Raw genomic sequence first — 18356 nt, 5'->3', positions numbered from 1 at the left:
AGTGTGGGTAATGTCTTTTGGCAAGACTGCTGACAAAGTCTGATGGGTTTATGTCTGGCGGCCAATCGGAGGAAGAGGTCGCCATTGGAGTCGACTTAGTCAGCCAACGACAAACAGGCAAAGCCTATTTGAACAGCGCTAGCGCTGACCCACAGGGTGAAACACCGCAAGATGTTTCATAACCGCCCCTAGGCGGACTAGGAGCGGAGCTCTCCGAACTAAAGTGCAGACGGTCTTCCGGCCGAGCATAATGGTAATATGAGCAACATCGTTTTTACGGCCGGAATATTCATTAAAGCCAATTTATCTGGTTTGTCATTGAGTTACACCAAGTAGCCCCCAACCCCGTCCCTCCCCAAAATTGGCTATTTTAGGGTACAAAACTGAGTTGCCAGACTGACTTACCCTACTTCAGCAGCAAATTAGCTATCGCACGAACCCCTAACCCCGTTGCACCCGCCGACCACTGGTCAACCGCGCCTTTACGGTAAGTTGCCGAGCAATCAATATGGATCCAACCCTGCTGATAATTTTTCACAAAGTGAGACAGGAAAGCAGCGGCGGTGCTGGCACCGGCAGTATAGGCCGCGCCGGCCATATTATTTAATTCCGCAAAATTTGATGGCAGTTGGCTACGGTGGAACTCGGCCAGCGGTAAACGCCAGAACGGTTCGTTTTCGCTATTAGCACTATTTAACATCTCATTTGCCAGCGCATCGTCGAAACTAAACAGCGCGTGGTAATCATTACCTAACGCCATTTTTGCTGCGCCAGTGAGAGTGGCGCAATCAATAATCATCTGTGGGTTTTGCGCTTCCGCATCAATCAGGCCATCCGCTAATACTAGACGCCCTTCTGCATCCGTATTCATGACTTCAACGGTTTTACCATTTCGATAACGAATAATATCACCTAACTTGAAAGCATTACCGCTCACCAAGTTATCAGCACAGCACAGGAACAGTTTTACACGTTGCTTTAAACCACGGCTAATCGCTAATGCCAATGCACCGGCGATGGTCGCCGCACCGCCCATATCGGACTTCATTGAGTCCATAAAGGCGCTTTGCTTCATGCTGTAACCACCGGAGTCAAAGGTGATACCTTTACCGACTAAACTGGCATATACCGGTGCGTCTGGATTGCCGGTTGGGTTGTAATCCAGAGCCAGCAGAGCGGGCTCGCGCTCAGAGCCACGGCCTACAGTATAAAGACCCATGTAGTTCTGTTCACGCAGTGCTTCACCTTTAACAATGCGGTAGTTCACTGCATCACAAGCAATGTTGCAGAACAGATCAACCGTGCGCTTAACCAACTGTTCAGGCCCCAGTTCTTCCGCTGGCATATTAATGGTGTCACGAACCCAGTCAATAATCTGTAAACGGCGCTCCAACTCTTGTTGTTCTTGCTGCTCCAGTGCCGCCCACTCGACGTTTCTTTCGCCCTTTGGTCCACGGAAGCCTTGCCAGAAACTCCAACTGCGTTCTAAATCCCAGCCTTCTCCCGCCAGTTTAATTTTTTTGATACCCTGACCGTCGATCTTACGGGCTGCGCGTTGAATAGCACCCAGCTTGCCATTCCCATGAAGGTGAATGGTCATTCCGTCACTGTTGGTACTCAACAAGGCTTTGTCTCCCCAAACCGCATTTGCAGGTTCATGGGAAAGATAAACAGGCATAAATTGATTCGTCATTGTTATGGCTCCCGCTATTTTTATATTTACTTAAACCAATAAAACAGGGGCCCCCAAAGGCGGCCCCATTCAATGATAGTTATTCTGCTTCATCCAACCAGACTAACAGAATCGCCTCGAGGATCTTCTCGTTTGAGGCGTTAGGATCATCTTCAAAATCTTCCAGCTCGCACACCCAGCGGTGTAAGTCCGTGAAGCGTACCGTTTTTGGATCGGTATCCGGAAACTGATCGTACAGCGCTTCACCAATTTCACGACTGTCTTTCCAGGTTAAACTCATCTTTTATATCCCGTTGTCAATTAATGCTCGCGGGCATGGTTAACCGTATAGCGAGGAAGCTCAACCACCAGATCCTCATCGGTAACTTTCGCCTGACAGCTTAAACGGCTCTCTGGCTCCAGTCCCCAAGCTTTATCCAGCATGTCGTCTTCTAACTCGCTGCTTTCCGCCAGTGAATCAAATCCTTCACGCACAACGCAGTGGCAGGTAGTACAAGCACAGGACATTTCACAGGCATGTTCCACTTCAATACCGTTACGTAACGCGGCGTCTAATATGGTTTCACCCTCTTTTGCTTCGACAACCGCACCGTCTGGACATAAGTCCTGATGGGGTAGGAACACTATCTTAGGCATGCTTAAACCTCATCTACAGAATGACCCGCCAAAGCACGACGTATTGATGAATCCATACGGCGGGCGGCAAAATCTTGAGTTACAGAATCCAGTGTCTTAATAGACGCCTCTATCTTCGCAGCATCACTACCCTGCATAACAGTTTGTAGTTGTCTGATAGCGCTATCTATTTCGACGCGTTCAGTTTCAGTGAGCAGTTCGCTATCGCTGTTCAAAGCAGCATTCAGGCTTTCCAGTACGCGGGCGGCCTCTACTTTTTGTTCCGCCAGCATACGAGCGCTAACATCTTGCTGTGCGTTGGTCATTGAGTCTTTAATCATGGTGGCGATTTCATCGTCGCTTAGGCCATAAGACGGTTTCACTTGAATCGACGCCTGTACGTTGGTGGACTTTTCCATCGCCGTAACGCTAAGTAAACCATCCGCATCCACCTGATAGGTAATGCGAATATGTGCACCACCGGCGGGCATTGGCGGTAAGCCTCGCAGTGTAAAACGTGCCAGTGAACGACAGTCATCAACTAGCTCACGCTCGCCCTGCAGCACGTGTACCATCATCGCAGTCTGGCCATCTTTAAAGGTGGTGAACTCTTGTGCTCTGGCCACCGGGATAGTGGTATTACGTGGAATAATCTTTTCCACCAATCCCCCCATCGTCTCAATCCCCAGCGAAAGCGGAATAACGTCTAATAATAAAATGTCTGAATCTGGTTTATTACCTACCAGCACATCGGCCTGAATAGCTGCGCCAATCGCGACTACCCGATCGGGGTCGATCGTGGTCAAAGGAGTGCGACCAAAAAACTCACCTACCAAAGTACGCACTAATGGCACGCGGGTGGAGCCGCCCACCATAACCACTTCCAGCACTTGATCTGCACTGACGCCGGCATCTTTCAGTGCGCGGCGGCAGGCTAATAATGTTTTTTTCACCAGCGACGAAATCAGATCGTCAAACACTTGGCGGGTCACCGTACCCTGCCAATGACCCACTCTAACCTCAGCACGGCTACTATCGCTAAGCGCAATCTTGGCGGCTATCGCCGCATCCAATAGCTGACGCTGAAGCTGGTGATCGCTGTGGCCGCCAAAACCGGCCTGTTCACGCAGCCAGTCAGCCAATAGATGGTCGAAATCATCGCCGCCCAAAGCGGAATCACCGCCGGTTGCCAGCACTTCAAACACACCACGGCTCAGGCGAAGAATCGAGATATCAAAGGTACCGCCACCCAAGTCATAAACGGCGATGATCCCTTCCTGTCCTGAATCCAGACCGTAAGCAATAGCCGCCGCCGTGGGTTCATTTAACAGGCGCAACACATGCAAACCCGCTAAACGAGCAGCATCTTTGGTGCCCTGACGTTGAGCGTCGTCAAAATAAGCAGGAACAGTAATCACTACACCATCAAGATCGCCACCTAATGTATCCTGAGCACGTTTTGCCAGCGTCGTCAGAATCTCTGCTGAGACCTGAATCGGATTGACCATTCCACTTGCCGTTACAATAACCGGTAAACCATTCTCACTGGCTTGCAGCTGGTAAGGCAGATTAGGATAGCGTTGAACAATATCGTTCAGTGAGCGACCCATCATTCGTTTCACCGAGCTTAGGGTATTAGAAGGATCGACCGCCGCCTGAGCGCGCGCGCTCCAGCCGACATCCGTTCCTTCATGTTGATAATGCACAACGGAAGGCAGTAAATGGCGCCCGTGATCGTCGGGTAACGTTTCGGCTTGCCCGCTGCGGACAGTGGCAACCAGAGAATTAGTGGTACCTAAATCGATACCCGCTGCGAGCCGGCGTTGATGGGGTGCTGCCGTCATCCCCGGTTCGCTAATTTGTAATAAAGCCATGTTCAATTTCCGTCAGGCGTCGAATAACTTTTCTTCCAGTTGTTCGACCTGCTGTTGAAGCTTATCCAGAAAACTCAGTTTACGTACGGTATCTGCCGCACTCTTCCAGTTCTGGCTATCCAATTCTTGTTTTAGTTGCTCACTGCGCTGCCGGGTCATTTTTTCTACTCGTTGGCTAAAGGCAGACAGTACTAATTCGGTTTCTTTCTGACTGACATTACGCTGTTCAATGCCGTCCAGCTCTTCACGCAGCTCCAGTTGCTCCATCAGGAACACGGTATCATGCATGGTTTGCTGTTCATTTCTGACATCGATTCCGTTAAGAGACAACAAGTATTCTGCACGACGCAGCGGATCTTTCAACGTTTGATAAGCATCATTAATCGTTGCAGCGCGCTGAACCGACTGGAGACGTTCACTCTCAGAAGCCGTCGCATAACGGTCAGGGTGGTATTGACGCTGTAATTCCTGATAACGGGATGAAAGCGATGAAGCATCCACTACGTAGTGGACCGGAAGGTTAAACAGTGTGAAATAGTCCATGACGTGCTCTGATGATATAAGTTAGGCGAAAACTCCCTTACCGATTATCAGCAAGGGAGCACTTTTCAAAGTCGACATTTTCGAATGCTGTATTTAATCTACAAACGTTACGATAGCAGACTAGACGTTAAAACTTTCGCCACAACCACATTCACTTGAAATATTAGGGTTATTAAATTTAAACCCTTCATTCAGGCCTTCTTTAACAAAATCCAACTCGGTGCCATCCAGATAGACCAGGCTTTTTGCATCGACGATTACCTTAACGCCCTTGTCTTCAAACACCGTATCTTCATCGTGTAATTCGTCAACAAACTCAAGAACATACGCCATCCCGGAACAGCCAGACGTTCTTACCCCCAAGCGCAGGCCAACGCCTTTGCCACGATTAGATAAAAATGTCTGAACGCGCAATGCGGCGCTGTCGCTCATGGTAATCGCCATAACCAAACCTCTATCGTTTATTGCTTATTTACTACTATGTTTGTTTTTATAATCCGCAATGGCTGCTTTGATGGCATCTTCTGCCAAAATAGAGCAATGGATTTTAACCGGCGGTAACGCCAGTTCTTCAGCAATTTCAGTGTTTTTAATTGCGCCGGCCTGATCTAAAGATTTACCTTTAACCCACTCGGTAATCAGAGAGCTGGAAGCAATCGCCGAACCGCAGCCATAAGTTTTAAAACGGGCATCTTCAATAATACCCTGATCGTTAACTTTAATCTGCAATTTCATTACGTCGCCACAGGCTGGCGCACCCACCATACCGCTACCAACGGTAGGGTCTTCATTATCAAATGAACCTACGTTACGAGGATTCTCGTAGTGTTCAATAACTTTTTCGCTGTAAGCCATGTTTATTACTCCTGCTGATTATCGCGCCCGATACTCCAGCGCGATTTAAATCAATTAATGATGAGACCACTCAATGGTACTGATATCCACGCCCTGTTTGAACATATCCCACAGTGGAGAAAGGTCACGCAGGCGGCCAATCGACTTCTTGACTAAATCAATGGTGTAATCGATCTCTTCTTCAGTAGTAAAACGCCCCAGAGAGAAGCGAATTGAGCTATGTGCCAATTCATCACTCATACCTAAAGCACGTAACACATAAGAAGGCTCTAGGCTTGCAGAAGTACAGGCTGAACCAGAAGAAACAGCCAAATCTTTTAAGGCCATTATCAATGATTCACCTTCAACGTAGTTAAAACTCACGTTAAGAATGCTGGAAACACCCTGTTCTAAGCAGCCGTTCAGGTGAACTTCTTCGATGTCTTTCAGACCGTCCCACAGGCGATTACGCAAAGCCCGAAGACGAGACATCTCGGTGGACATCTCTTCTTTGGCAATTCGGTAAGCCTCACCCATGCCAACAATTTGGTGCACCGGTAACGTACCTGAACGCATACCGCGTTCGTGGCCGCCACCGTGCATTTGAGCTTCAATTCTTATCCGTGGTTTACGACGAACATAGAGAGCACCAATACCTTTTGGCCCATAAATTTTATGGCCGGAAAATGACATCAGGTCAACTTTCAGCTGCGACAGGTCAATCGGTAACTTACCCACACTCTGGGTAGCATCCACGTGGAAAATAATACCGCGACTACGGCACATTTCACCAATGGTAGCGATATCCTGAACCACACCGATTTCATTGTTCACATGCATGATAGAGACCACACAAGTGTCATCACGCATGGTTGCTTCTAACTCGCTTAAATCGATAATTCCGTTAGCCTGTGGCGCTAAATAAGTCACTTCGTAACCTTCGCGCTCCAGTTGACGGCAGGTATCCAGTACGGCTTTATGTTCCGTTTTACTGGTAATGATGTGCTTACCTTTCTTTTGGTAAAAATTAGCTGCACCTTTAATCGCCAAGTTATCGGCTTCCGTAGCACCAGAGGTAAACACAATCTCACGAGGATCGGCACCCACCAGCTCTGCAATCTGGTTACGGGCAATATCGACTGCCTCTTCTGCCTGCCAGCCAAAACGGTGAGAACGCGAGGCAGGGTTACCGAAAATGCCATCAAGGGTCAAATACTGCATCATCTTCTCGGCAACGCGCGGGTCGACCGGTGTTGTTGCTGAGTAGTCCAGATAGATAGGTAATTTCATTCGTTGCTCCGTACACGGCTTCTAAATAATGCAATCATCACTAGCAATTAAGCGCGCAGATTGATCTTTTTTGCCTCATCGAATACACGATGAGTGCTGGTAACCGAACCTTGAGTTTCGTTATTTTGACGGTCGGCTACATCCAGAATTTCTTGATTTTTCACCAATTCAGACAGCGTAATTTCATTGAGGAAACTGCTGATCCGTTCACTCAGATCGTGCCACAGGGTATGGGTCAGACAACGCGTACCACTTTGGCATCCACCGCTTCCCATGCAACGCGTGGCATCGACAGATTCATCAACCGCACTGATAACTGCACCTACGGCAATATCACCGGCATCTTTGCCCAGCAAATAGCCGCCACCAGGACCGCGAACACTGGTCACTAAACCATTCTTGCGCAAACGGGAGAACAATTGCTCAAGATAAGACAAAGAAATCCCCTGACGTTCGGAAATATCAGCTAAAGGGACAGGTCCGTCTTGTGAGTGCAAAGCCACGTCCAACATGGCTGTTACTGCATAGCGACCTTTTGATGTCAGTCTCATTGTTAATGCCCATCTGTTTCTGAAGATGCAGGTAGTTTGGCATTCCCAAGTATTTCAGTCAACTATTTAGTTGAGTATTTTAGTCAGGTATTATTAAGCCACTAAAACACCGCTCAATCCAGACAGGCCCGCTATTGTCGCCCGTATTTTAACAATTGAAAAGGTGTTCATTCAGGATTATTTCTGCCTATTTCTTGTATCGGGATTATCTATAGCACTTAAAATCCCGCGCAGAATGTTTAATTCCTGACTCTCTGGGCGAGCACGATTAATTAAGCGGCGCAGTTTATTCATCACTTGCCCTGGGTGAGCCGCGCGAATAAAACCGATATTCAACAGTACCGATTCCAGATGCTGATAGAAACGCTCCAAATCTTCTGCCAGTGGATAAACATCATCTTCCACTACCACGGCTTGTGGTTTATTGCTCTCTTGCTGATCCAACCAGGCAACACGAATTTCATAAGCCAGAATCTGTACCGCCATCGCCAGATTTAACGAGCTGTAATCCGGATTGGCAGGAATCGCTACGTGATAATGGCACTTTTGCAGTTCATCATTCGTCAGGCCAACTCGTTCGCGACCAAAAACTAGCGCTACCGGTGCCTGAGATGACTCCTGACACATTTTTACGCCGCATTCCCGCGGTTCTAGCATTGGCCACTGTAGAGTACGGGAACGCGCGCTAGTACCCACCACCAGACGGCATCCTTCTAATGCCTGATCCAAGGTATCGACAATGGTGGCATTACCGATAATATCGCTGGCACCAGCAGCCAAAGCGATGGCTTGCGAATCAGGTTTTACCAGTGGATTCACCAAATATAAATTTGTCAGCCCCATGGTTTTCATGGCTCTGGCGGTAGAACCCATGTTGCCAGTATGGGAGGTTTCGACTAGCACGATACGGATATTATCCAGTCCAATTTTCTCGGAGATAAGCTCTGACATAAAAAACAAAATTCTGTGCGCTAAAAGTTATGGGAATGAATAGTAACACAGCCTATATATTTTGCCGATCCTCTGGTATACTTCGCCCGCTTTATATTTCTCTGTTCTTTAACATTTAGTGGAAGATACCCATGCATCCTATGCTGAACATCGCCGTACGTGCTGCACGTAAGGCCGGCAATCTGATCGCCAAGTTTTATGAAACACCTGACGCCGTTGAAGCAAGCCAAAAAGGTAACAATGACTTTGTCACCAACGTTGATCGCGAAGCAGAACATCTGATTATTGATGTTATCCGTAAAGCTTATCCTCAACATACCATCATCAGTGAAGAACGCGGTGAACTGGCTGGAGAAGACCAGGATGTACAATGGATTATCGATCCGCTGGATGGCACCTCCAACTTTATTAAACGATTCCCACACTTCAGCGTCTCTATTGCTGTGCGCGTAAAAGGCCGCACGGAAGTTGCTGTGGTGTACGATCCTATGCGTAATGAACTGTTTACCGCGACCCGCGGTCAGGGCGCGCAGCTAAATGGCTACCGTTTACGTGGTACAAACGCGAAAGATCTTTCCGGCACCGTTCTGGCTACCGGTTTCCCATTCAAAGCAAAACAGCACTCTGCGACCTATATCAATATGGTTGGCAAGTTGTTCACCCAATGCGCGGACTTCCGCCGCACCGGCTCAGCCGCGTTAGATCTGGCTTATGTTGCTTCTTCTCGCGTTGATGGCTTCTTTGAAATTGGTCTGAAACCGTGGGATTTTGCTGCTGGCGAACTGCTGGTACGCGAGTCTGGCGGTATCGTGACTGACTTCGTTGGCGGACATAACTCTTATGTTTCAGGCAACGTTGTGGCAGGTAATCCACGCGTGGTGAAAGCTCTGCTTTCAACCGTACGTGATGAGTTAAGCGATGCATTAAAGCGTTAATGCTGTCTTGTTTTATTTCAGGGAAGCCTCACTGTGCTTCCCTGAAATATAATGGTATTCATTTCTTGATCCCAAGTCTCAATCTCTTCCCCCTGAATCCGAGAAATCAACTTCGCTTTTTATACGTCATCTATACGTCATCTATACGTCATCTATACGTCATTGAGCTGTGAATATTTGGGTAAGTGCTGCGGAAAATCGGTGAAGATGCCATCCACCCCCCAGTTAAACAGCTGATTGGCGCGATCTTTGGTGTTAACCGTCCAGACATTGACCTGATAGCCTTTACTTTTAAACAGCTGTACCTGCTGTTGAGTCAGCCCTTCATTTTGAGGATGAATACACTCCGCTCCTGTCCATTCCATAATCATATGCCAATCATCGTTTAGCGTATGGGTTTCAAACAGGCAAGCGACTCGAGCCTGAGGTCGTAATCGCTTAAACTCCGCCAACAGCATTGGATTGAAGCTAGAAATAATATATTCCCGCCCGTCATCAAGCTGATTTAACGCTCGATCTAATCCTGCCAGCAAACGATGGCTGGCTTCTGCACTGACATCACCGGATTTGATTTCAATATTGGCGTTTAGCTGATACTGGTTCATCATCGCTATCAGCTGTTCCAGAGTAGGAATGCGTTCGTCGCGATATTCATCACCAAACCAGTTTCCGGCATCAATCTGATCCAAGTCTTGCCGATTTAATGCAAACAGCGAACCGGAACGGTTGGTACAGCGATCGAGAGTGGAGTCATGAAACAGTACAATGGTGCCGTCGTGAAGAATATCAATATCACACTCAAACCAGCGCACCTGATAGTCAGTACATAGCTTAATGGCAGATAAGGTATTTTCTGGCGCCAGTGATGACACGCCCCGATGGGCGAAAATAGTTCTCATAATATTTCCCGTGAATAAACTCGAATACCATCACCCAAAATAGCGTAATCCACCGGATACCGCTGGCGACACACCATAATACAGAACCAAGCCAAACAGAATCAGCATCACACCACCGAATAATGAAAAAGAAATAAGCGCCACCTTGCTCCATTCAGGGCGCTGGCGGGTTGCCGTCACTTTTTCCGCTAGCCGTCGAGCATAATGAACAAACAGCGCTAGCAGAGAGATGGTTGTGGCAGTACCCAGCGCCATCACCATCGCTGCGGCTATTCCCCACGGATAAGCATCAATCACTTTAGAAAACAGTAATACCAGAATTGCGCCAGAACAAGGGCGAATACCAATAGAAAGAATAATCGCTAGATTGGTTTTCCATCCACCGGAAACCTCCAACTCATCGGCGGTAGGTAAATGACGATGACCACATCCACAGTTGGCACTATGCACATGTCCGAGTTCCAGCGGTGTCAGAGAATTTATTTTAATCATTTGTGGTGCAGATTTTTGTTTTGCCATACGACTCAATTGCCGTATAGCTCGGCAGCAAAGAATGCCTCCCACCAACACAATCAGCAAATAGCTGCCCTTCTCCATCCAGAAATTACTTTGATGAATGGTTCGGGTTGAAAGCTGAAATAGTGAAAGCACCACGGTAACCAGCAAAATTGCCACCACGCCCTGTACCAACGAAGCCGCTAAAGTTAATAACAGGCTGGCCCGCAGTTTCAAGGGATGAGTCGCGAGATAGGCGGTGATAATCACCTTGCCGTGCCCCGGCCCGGCGGAATGAAGTACGCCGTAGATAAAGCTGAATAACATCAGCATGCCGCCGCTTTCCAGCGGAAATTGCTTAACCTGCTGTAACAATGAAACCAGTTGTTGATGCAGTTGCTTTTGCCAAACAGAGCTTTGTAATAGAAAGTCTGGCCACTTTAACCAAACCAGCGCAGCCAGCAATACAAGAATAATCAGGCAAAGGTATAGAGGCCAAAAACGGCCAGAGAAATTATTGGGTTTACGCTTTATTAATGGCATTTCAACGTCACGATTTGGGCAAATTTACTACCCAACATCATATCTTCTCCCGGTGAATCATTTTTATCTAGCGAGTTGGCATAAGCCATCAAAGAAACATCCGGTTTGGGCGAGGTTAACTTAACGCTACATATTCCAGTGATGTCATCAGGCAGATGAATTGACTTTTCTGACGGATAGCGCATATCCACATAGTAGCTTTGTTCATAAGTTGACAGCGTGATGGTGCTATTTTTCAACGGAATTGGATTGGCTATTGGCAGAACAAAGGTAAATACGGCTTTATTACCGTGTCGTGACAGCGAGTAGTTATCCGCCTTTTCGGCAAACTGAACCGGCTTACCGTTGGATTTCATATAGCTGAAGTAGAGCTGATTACGCGTATTTTCCATTAGCTCATCCGCCATACTTTGCCAAACCGTAGGTGAATCTTTTGCCATGGCCGCATCCAGCAGTAATTCTGCCGATGTCAGTTCGTCCATCTCCCATACCATACGAACACCGACCAGCTCCTGTTTTTGGATAACTAAGCTTGAATCAATATCAATAAAGCTATGGGGATGAGCGCCCGCTAATGGACTCAGCAGGCACATCATGACAAACAGCAGGGTTCGAGTTATCAGTGCCATGAGGATTTGCTTAATAGATTACTCTTTTACCAACGGATAGTTGGCCTCATTCCAGCCACGGTATCCCCCATCCATTGAAAGCACGTTGGTATAACCCATCTTTTGGATACTTTCTGCCGCCAACGCAGAACGATAGCCACCGCCGCAATACAATACTAATGGTGTCGCTTTATCAGGAACAACGGTTTCAATATCACGTTCTAAAATGCCACGACCCAGATGCTTTGCGTTGGGAATATGGTCTTTATGAAACTCACTCTCTTCACGAACGTCCAGAACCAGAGGGATTGTTCCCTTATCCATCATCTCTTTTACTTGCTGGATACTGACTTCATGTACATTTTTACGCGCAGCTTCACACAACTGTTCAAAACCTGGGTTATGCTTTTTCACACACTTCTCCTTGGTTATCATAAATACACTGTAGATTATCAGTGTCTGTCGTGACGATTGCCAGTAAAAAAACAGGCGCTATATATCGATATAGTGCCTGTAATTAACAGAGTCGCTCCTGACGCTAATTATCACGATATATGAAAATCAGCGTCATGGCTGTTGACGCAACTAGGCGTAAACCGGATGGCGTTTACATATATCCAGAACTTTCGCTTTCACTGCGGCAATGGTGGCTTCATCATTGATATTGTCCAGCACATCACAAATCCAACCAGCCAATTGGCGAACTTCTGCTTCTTTAAAGCCACGCCGAGTCACCGCAGGAGTACCCAAACGGACGCCTGAAGTAACAAACGGGCTTCTTGGATCGTTTGGTACGCTGTTTTTATTTACCGTGATGTTGGCTCTGCCTAAAGCAGCATCGGCATCTTTACCGGTAATATCTTTATCAACCAGATCCAGCAGCATCAGATGGTTTTGAGTTCCGCCAGAAACAATCTTATATCCGCGAGATTTAAATACTTCCACCATCTCTTTGGCGTTTTTAGCCACCTGCTGCTGGTAAGTTTTAAACTCAGGCTCCATTGCCTCTTTTAGCGCTACCGCTTTTGCTGCGATCACATGCATTAATGGGCCGCCCTGACCGCCAGGGAATACGGCTGAGTTTAGTTTTTTATACAGCTCTTCATCTCCGCCCTTGGCTAAGATCAAACCACCGCGAGGGCCAGCCAGCGTTTTGTGCGTGGTGGTAGTGACCACATGCGCATGAGGAACCGGGTTTGGATAGACATCCGCAGCAATCAGACCCGCAACGTGAGCCATATCAACAAACAGGTAAGCACCAATTTTGTCTGCGATTTCACGCATTTTTGCCCAGTCAACAATACCGGAATAGGCGGAGAAACCACCAATGATCATTTTGGGTTTGTGGATTTCAGCCTGACGAGCCAGATCGTCATAATCAATTTGACCGCTTTCATCAATACCGTAAGGTACGATGTTGTATAACTTACCGGAGAAGTTAACCGGAGAACCGTGAGTCAGGTGACCACCATGAGCCAAGTTCATCCCCAGAACAGTATCTCCCGGATTCAGTAATGCCATGTAAACCGCAGAGTTAGCCTGAGAACCAGAGTGCGGTTGAACGTTGGCATAGTCAGCCCCAAACAGCGCTTTGGCCCGATCGATAGCTAACTGCTCAACAATATCAACATACTCACAACCACCGTAATAACGCTTACCAGGATACCCTTCGGCATATTTATTGGTTAATTGAGTTCCCTGAGCCTGCATGACGCGCGGGCTGGTGTAGTTTTCAGAAGCTATCAACTCGATATGCTCTTCTTGGCGAACATTTTCTTTTTGTATGGCCTGCCATAATTCGACATCATAATCGGCAATATTCATGTCTCGCTTTAACATCCGCATCTCCTGAGTAAGCTAATCAACTGGTAAAGGTGTAACTAATTACAACATTGAACCAGTGTAATATGTTTTCATCTTGTTAAATAGACCCAAATTGAGGTTTTTAAGCAATCGATTGCTTTTCATTCAATTAAGAAAAAACGGCTATCGAGCATTTTGGTCCACATACGATATTGTAAACTGCGAGCTATAAAAAGATGAATAAGCCGTTGTCTTTACAAGCAACGGCCTAAAAAGGAAGGGGAATCAGATAGCGTCTTCGTCTTGCTCGCCGGTACGAATACGTACCACGCGAGCAACATCAAATACAAAAATCTTACCGTCACCAATTTTACCCGTTTGGGCGGTATTCATAATAGTTTCAACACAGGTATCAACAATATCGTCGGCAACAACAATTTCAATTTTCACTTTTGGTAGAAAATCCACCATATATTCAGCGCCACGATACAGTTCAGTATGCCCTTTCTGACGACCAAAGCCTTTCACTTCCGTTACCGTCATACCGGTAATACCCACTTCCGCCAGTGCTTCTCGAACATCATCTAACTTAAATGGCTTAATGATAGCGTCAATTTTTTTCATTAAATCAATCCCTTACCAGTTTTTACGGCCAAAGCCGGAAGTGATCGGATAACGCCGATCTTTGCCAAAGTTACGTGCAGTAATCCTCGGACCTACCGGTGACTGCCGACGCTTATACTCATTAATATCAACCAGACGAATAACCTTACGCACAATCGCCTCATCAAAGCCTTCAGCCACCAATTGGTCTACGGACATATCCCGTTCCACATAGCCATCGAGGATCTTATCCAGCACCGGATAAGGCGGCAGACTATCTTCATCTTTCTGATCGGGGGCCAGTTCCGCAGAAGGTGGACGATCAATCACCCGCTGAGGGATCACCGGAGAACGAGTATTACGATATTCCGATAGCTTGAACACCAGCGTTTTTGGTACATCTTTTAATACATCGAAACCGCCAGCCATATCGCCATAAAGCGTTGAATACCCTACAGCGATTTCACTTTTATTTCCGGTAGTCAACACCAAGCTACCACGTTTATTCGATAACCCCATCAAAATAACGCCGCGGCAGCGCGCCTGCAGGTTCTCTTCGGTGGTATCACGACGCGTATTAACAAACATCGGTGCCAGTTGAGTCATGAAGGCATCAAAAATCGGTTCAATAGAGATGATATCAAACTCAACGCCCAATATTTCCGCCTCTTCTCGTGCATCTGCAATACTGATTTCTGCGGTATAGCGGAAAGGCATCATCACAGCTTGAACTTTATCTTTGCCCAATGCATCAACGGCAATCGCCAGTGTCAAGGCAGAATCAATACCGCCGGATAAACCAAGAATCGCCCCTTTAAAGCCATTCTTGCTGGCATAATCGCGCACCGCTAATACCAACGCATCATAAATCAGCGACAGTTCTGATGGCTGCGATGGCAGCACCATTGATTCAATATGATAACCGTTAAATTTAACCAACTGTGTCTGCTCTTTGAATGCCGCCAGTTTGTGCGTCATATTGCCAGTGGCATCGAAAACCTTCGAGCAGCCATCAAAAATCAGCTCATCCTGACCACCAACCTGATTCAAATACACCAGCGGTAAGTGAGTACGATGACAATGTTCAGCCAGTAATTGGTTACGGATATAAGGCTTTTCACGGTTATAAGGCGAAGCGTTAATTGACAGGATCATATCAACATTAGCCGCTTTCAGCGCATCAACCGGGCCGTTAAACCACAAGTCTTCGCAAATCAGTAAGCCAATGCGGTAACCTTTAAATTCGATGCAACAGGTTCTGTCATCAGCGCTGAAATAACGTTTCTCATCAAATACGCCATAGTTGGGTAGTTGCTGCTTGTAATAACGAGTCACCAGATTTCCCTGCCAGAACATAGAAAGAGCATTATATAAATGCCCATTGTCCCGCCATGGATGCCCAACAATAACCGCCGTCTCAGAGGAAGCCGCCTGTAGCCGGGCTAATTGTTCATCACAACGCTGATAGAGATCGTCACGATAAAGCAAATCTTCCGGTGGATAACCGGTCAAGGCCAACTCAGAAAACATCACCAGATCGGCTCCCGCCTGCTGTTGCTCGCTGATGGTTTGTAGCATTCGGTTAGTGTTACTTTCAATATCACCAACCAACCAATTTAACTGCGCTAATGCGATAGAGAGAGCTTTGCTCATATCAATTCACTGTTCGCTATCAGGTTACAAAGGCAGCAGTATAAATGACTGTCGCCCGGATTAAAAAAAATTAAACGCTACTCTTTAAAATCGTTCGCATCTAATTCGTGGCGAGACAACAATTTATAAAATTCAGTTCGGTTTCGTCCCGCCATGCGGGCGGCATGAGTAACATTACCTTTGGTCATCTGCAAAAGCTTGCGTAAATAAAGTAGTTCAAACTGATTACGCGCTTCTACAAAAGTTGGCAATGCCGTATTTTCACCATCCAAAGCCTGTTGAACCAATGCTTCATTGATAACCGGTGTGCTGGTCAGCGCGACGCATTGCTCAATAACGTTGACCAATTGGCGTACATTGCCCGGCCAACTGGCGGCCATCAAACGTTTCATTGCATCGGTCGAAAAACTACGTACAAAAGGCTTATGGCGTTTCGCAGACTCGCGTAACAGATGATCTGCTAACAGAGGAATATCTTCAGCCCGTTCATTTAGCGCGGGAATTTTTAGTGTAACCACGTTCAATCGATAGTAGAGATCTTCACGGAACTCCCCTTTCGCCATCGCTTTCGGCAAATCACGGTGAGTCGCCGAAATAATCCGTACGTCAATATCCAGATCGCGATTGCTGCCTAATGGACGCACTTTACGTTCCTGTAATACCCGTAGCAGTTTTACCTGCAACGGTAACGGCATATCACCAATTTCATCCAGAAACAGTGTGCCGCCAGTCGCCGCCTGAAACAGACCATCACGGCTACTTACCGCGCCGGTAAACGCCCCTTTGGCATGTCCGAATAACTCTGACTCCAGTAGCTGTTCCGGTAATGCGCCACAGTTAATAGCAATAAATGGTTTATTTCCTCGTGGGCTGGTGCTATGTATCGCTTTGGCCAAAACCTCTTTACCGGTTCCACTCAGGCCATTAATCAGCACGCTAACATCAGACTGCGCGACCATTTTGGCTTGTTCAAGCAGTCGTAACATCAGCGGACTGCGAGTCACAATATTTTCACGCCAGCTTTCATCACCTGCCGGGACTTTCATGACTAAAGCATCATCAATGGCTTTATACAATGCATCACGATCCACGGGTTTAGTCAGGAAACTAAAGACCCCTTGTTGCGTCGCAGCAACCGCATCAGGAATAGAACCATGAGCGGTAAGAATAATGACCGGCATGCCTGGTTGATGCTTTTGTACCTCGTTAAACAGCGCCATGCCGTCCATTTCATCCATACGCAGATCGCTGATAACCAGATCTATCTGTTCACGGCCTAAACGACGTAGTGCTTCTTGTCCACTCTCTGCCGTTGTGACATTGAAACCTTCGCTGGTTAAACGCATCCCCAGTAATTTTAATAGGCTGGGATCGTCATCAACCAGTAACAAATTGGCAGGCTTACGCGATGTCATATCAACTAAACTCCTTTAATAACGGCTGGTCTATTTTTTCTCTGCTGCTGGAGTATCTACTTTAGCCGGAGCAGTTGTTGCCGGTGGCTGTGCTGGTTTTGCACTCTCTTTTTCTGCTTTATCCTGAGACGCTGCGGGTTTATTCGCAGTTGGCGCGGCAATCTTTGCAGGTTCCGTAGGTTTATCACTCACGGGTGGCTTAGTTTCCGATGCAGGTTTTGCTGGCTCAACCGCCTTTTCATTTATTGCGGGCTTAGCATCAGGCGCTATTTTTTGAGTTTCTGAATGAGTTGCCCCTGCTGGCTTCTCAGCCACCGCTGGAGGTGGCGGAATAATGGCCGATGCAGGTTCGGTTTTTGATGCGCTACCGATAGCACTATCAGCCGGAAGATTCTTACGTGATGAGAGCTGACGTTCAATATCTGTCAGGTTTTCCAGCTTGCGTGTCATCTCATGAAGCTGGCGTTTGGTATCCTGTAACTGAGCGTGCAGCGCATCCATTTGTGTATCATTATTTTCTTTTTGGCGCTGATGGCGAGCTCTTTCATCCGACAGGCTAAGCTCCATCGACTGCTCATCAACCCAGATCTGAATCAGAGAATAGACCGTATCCGGATACATAGAGCGGAAATTCTTTAGCTGTTCCAGTGAACGACGGCGTTCTGAATTATTGACCTCCCCCCGGGATAACAAGACAGCTCGTTTCATAACGCCATCCCAGATTGTCGTTTCATATTCTCCAGATTGAGCCTGAGCCTGAGTCGCCGGAATTGCCTGCGAACAGGTAATCAAACGTAGCCAATACAGCGAGTTGGCATAAGTTTCATTATCCTGTGCTTTCCATATATCACCGTCACAACTAACCCGTGAATAATCACTAACTTTACGATTTGGTGTTTCATATCGGATTTCACCTGCGACGCTTTCAGTAAACGACGAATAGCTACATCCGGCCAACATAACAGGCACAATAAAAGCAGAAAGCGCCCGAGCCTTCCGCCATCGCGCTGTCATCCCAGCGGCGTTCTCCGGGCTAAGCGCAGAATGATAA

21 protein-coding genes are annotated in these 18356 nt (G+C 47.2%); 2 read left to right on the top strand and 19 right to left on the bottom strand.

Features of this window, described 5'->3' with window-relative positions; all coding sequences use genetic code 11:
- The first annotated feature begins 17 nt into the window (after positions 1-17).
- Positions 18-182, top strand: coding sequence for a hypothetical protein (locus HYN51_RS16275; RefSeq protein ID WP_157952973.1), 165 nt, complete (start codon positions 18-20; stop codon positions 180-182).
- Positions 183-406: 224 nt separating this feature from the next.
- Here HYN51_RS16275 and pepB read toward each other — a convergent pair whose 3' ends face one another.
- The 10 genes from pepB to trmJ all read right to left on the bottom strand — a co-directional run bounded on the left by pepB (position 407) and on the right by trmJ (position 8351).
- On the bottom strand, positions 407-1693 hold the full coding sequence (gene pepB, locus HYN51_RS03625; protein ID WP_192878446.1) for an aminopeptidase PepB: 1287 nt from the start codon (positions 1691-1693) through the stop codon (positions 407-409).
- 79 nt (positions 1694-1772) lie between these two features.
- Positions 1773-1973, bottom strand: a complete 201-nt coding sequence (iscX, locus tag HYN51_RS03620) for a Fe-S cluster assembly protein IscX (protein ID WP_108901592.1) — start codon at positions 1971-1973, stop codon at positions 1773-1775.
- A gap of 20 nt (positions 1974-1993) precedes the next feature.
- Complete coding sequence (gene fdx, locus HYN51_RS03615) at positions 1994-2329, bottom strand: ISC system 2Fe-2S type ferredoxin (RefSeq protein WP_108901591.1); 336 nt, start codon at positions 2327-2329, stop codon at positions 1994-1996.
- Positions 2330-2331: 2 nt separating this feature from the next.
- Entirely contained in the window at positions 2332-4182 is a 1851-nt protein-coding gene (gene hscA / locus HYN51_RS03610; protein WP_108901590.1) for a Fe-S protein assembly chaperone HscA, read from the bottom strand.
- A gap of 12 nt (positions 4183-4194) precedes the next feature.
- Positions 4195-4725: a co-chaperone HscB gene (gene hscB, locus HYN51_RS03605; RefSeq protein ID WP_108901589.1), complete on the bottom strand. Its 531-nt coding sequence runs from the start codon at positions 4723-4725 to the stop codon at positions 4195-4197.
- A gap of 120 nt (positions 4726-4845) precedes the next feature.
- Positions 4846-5169 carry an iron-sulfur cluster assembly protein IscA gene (gene iscA / locus HYN51_RS03600; RefSeq protein ID WP_108901588.1) on the bottom strand — a complete coding sequence of 108 codons (324 nt, stop codon included), beginning with the start codon at positions 5167-5169 and terminating at the stop codon, positions 4846-4848.
- 24 nt (positions 5170-5193) lie between these two features.
- Positions 5194-5580, bottom strand: coding sequence for a Fe-S cluster assembly scaffold IscU (iscU, locus tag HYN51_RS03595; RefSeq protein ID WP_108901587.1), 387 nt, complete (start codon positions 5578-5580; stop codon positions 5194-5196).
- Between the two features lie 54 nt (positions 5581-5634).
- A complete protein-coding gene (locus HYN51_RS03590) occupies positions 5635-6849 on the bottom strand; it encodes an IscS subfamily cysteine desulfurase (RefSeq protein WP_108901586.1) in 1215 nt (404 codons plus the stop codon).
- Positions 6850-6896: 47 nt separating this feature from the next.
- Positions 6897-7400: a Fe-S cluster assembly transcriptional regulator IscR gene (gene iscR, locus HYN51_RS03585; RefSeq protein WP_108901585.1), complete on the bottom strand. Its 504-nt coding sequence runs from the start codon at positions 7398-7400 to the stop codon at positions 6897-6899.
- A gap of 177 nt (positions 7401-7577) precedes the next feature.
- The gene (gene trmJ, locus HYN51_RS03580) at positions 7578-8351 is read right to left on the bottom strand and encodes a tRNA (cytosine(32)/uridine(32)-2'-O)-methyltransferase TrmJ (RefSeq protein WP_108901584.1); all 774 of its coding nucleotides are present in this window, start codon (positions 8349-8351) and stop codon (positions 7578-7580) included.
- A 131-nt stretch (positions 8352-8482) separates the two neighbouring features.
- On the opposite strand from trmJ, the gene suhB reads away from it, so the two are divergent.
- A complete protein-coding gene (gene suhB, locus HYN51_RS03575) occupies positions 8483-9286 on the top strand; it encodes an inositol-1-monophosphatase (protein ID WP_108901583.1) in 804 nt (267 codons plus the stop codon).
- 152 nt (positions 9287-9438) lie between these two features.
- Here suhB and HYN51_RS03570 read toward each other — a convergent pair whose 3' ends face one another.
- The 9 genes from HYN51_RS03570 to HYN51_RS16685 all read right to left on the bottom strand — a co-directional run bounded on the left by HYN51_RS03570 (position 9439) and on the right by HYN51_RS16685 (position 18319).
- On the bottom strand, positions 9439-10185 hold the full coding sequence (locus HYN51_RS03570; RefSeq protein WP_108901582.1) for a glycerophosphoryl diester phosphodiesterase: 747 nt from the start codon (positions 10183-10185) through the stop codon (positions 9439-9441).
- Between the two features lie 30 nt (positions 10186-10215).
- Positions 10216-11223 (bottom strand): nickel/cobalt transporter, encoded by a 1008-nt coding sequence (locus tag HYN51_RS03565; RefSeq protein WP_108901581.1) that lies wholly within the window; start codon positions 11221-11223, stop codon positions 10216-10218.
- Entirely contained in the window at positions 11214-11852 is a 639-nt protein-coding gene (locus HYN51_RS03560; protein WP_157952972.1) for a DUF1007 family protein, read from the bottom strand. The genes HYN51_RS03565 and HYN51_RS03560 overlap by 10 nt, the downstream gene beginning before the upstream one ends.
- Positions 11853-11870: 18 nt before the next feature.
- The gene (locus tag HYN51_RS03555; protein ID WP_230514012.1) at positions 11871-12245 is read right to left on the bottom strand and encodes a rhodanese-like domain-containing protein; all 375 of its coding nucleotides are present in this window, start codon (positions 12243-12245) and stop codon (positions 11871-11873) included.
- Positions 12246-12416: 171 nt separating this feature from the next.
- Entirely contained in the window at positions 12417-13670 is a 1254-nt protein-coding gene (gene glyA / locus HYN51_RS03550; protein WP_108901579.1) for a serine hydroxymethyltransferase, read from the bottom strand.
- Positions 13671-13919: 249 nt separating this feature from the next.
- Positions 13920-14258 (bottom strand): nitrogen regulatory protein P-II, encoded by a 339-nt coding sequence (gene glnB / locus HYN51_RS03545; protein ID WP_108901578.1) that lies wholly within the window; start codon positions 14256-14258, stop codon positions 13920-13922.
- A 12-nt stretch (positions 14259-14270) separates the two neighbouring features.
- Positions 14271-15890: an NAD+ synthase gene (locus HYN51_RS03540; RefSeq protein WP_108901577.1), complete on the bottom strand. Its 1620-nt coding sequence runs from the start codon at positions 15888-15890 to the stop codon at positions 14271-14273.
- A 77-nt stretch (positions 15891-15967) separates the two neighbouring features.
- Positions 15968-17305, bottom strand: coding sequence for a two-component system response regulator GlrR (glrR, locus tag HYN51_RS03535; RefSeq protein WP_108901576.1), 1338 nt, complete (start codon positions 17303-17305; stop codon positions 15968-15970).
- Between the two features lie 30 nt (positions 17306-17335).
- Positions 17336-18319 (bottom strand): hypothetical protein, encoded by a 984-nt coding sequence (locus tag HYN51_RS16685; RefSeq protein WP_157952971.1) that lies wholly within the window; start codon positions 18317-18319, stop codon positions 17336-17338.
- Positions 18320-18356 lie beyond the last annotated feature (37 nt).

Origin of the sequence: Limnobaculum parvum (assembly GCF_003096015.2) — a bacterium.
GTDB classification, from domain to species: Bacteria; Pseudomonadota; Gammaproteobacteria; order Enterobacterales; family Enterobacteriaceae; genus Limnobaculum; species Limnobaculum parvum.
This window is presented reverse-complemented; position numbering and strand designations above follow the sequence as displayed.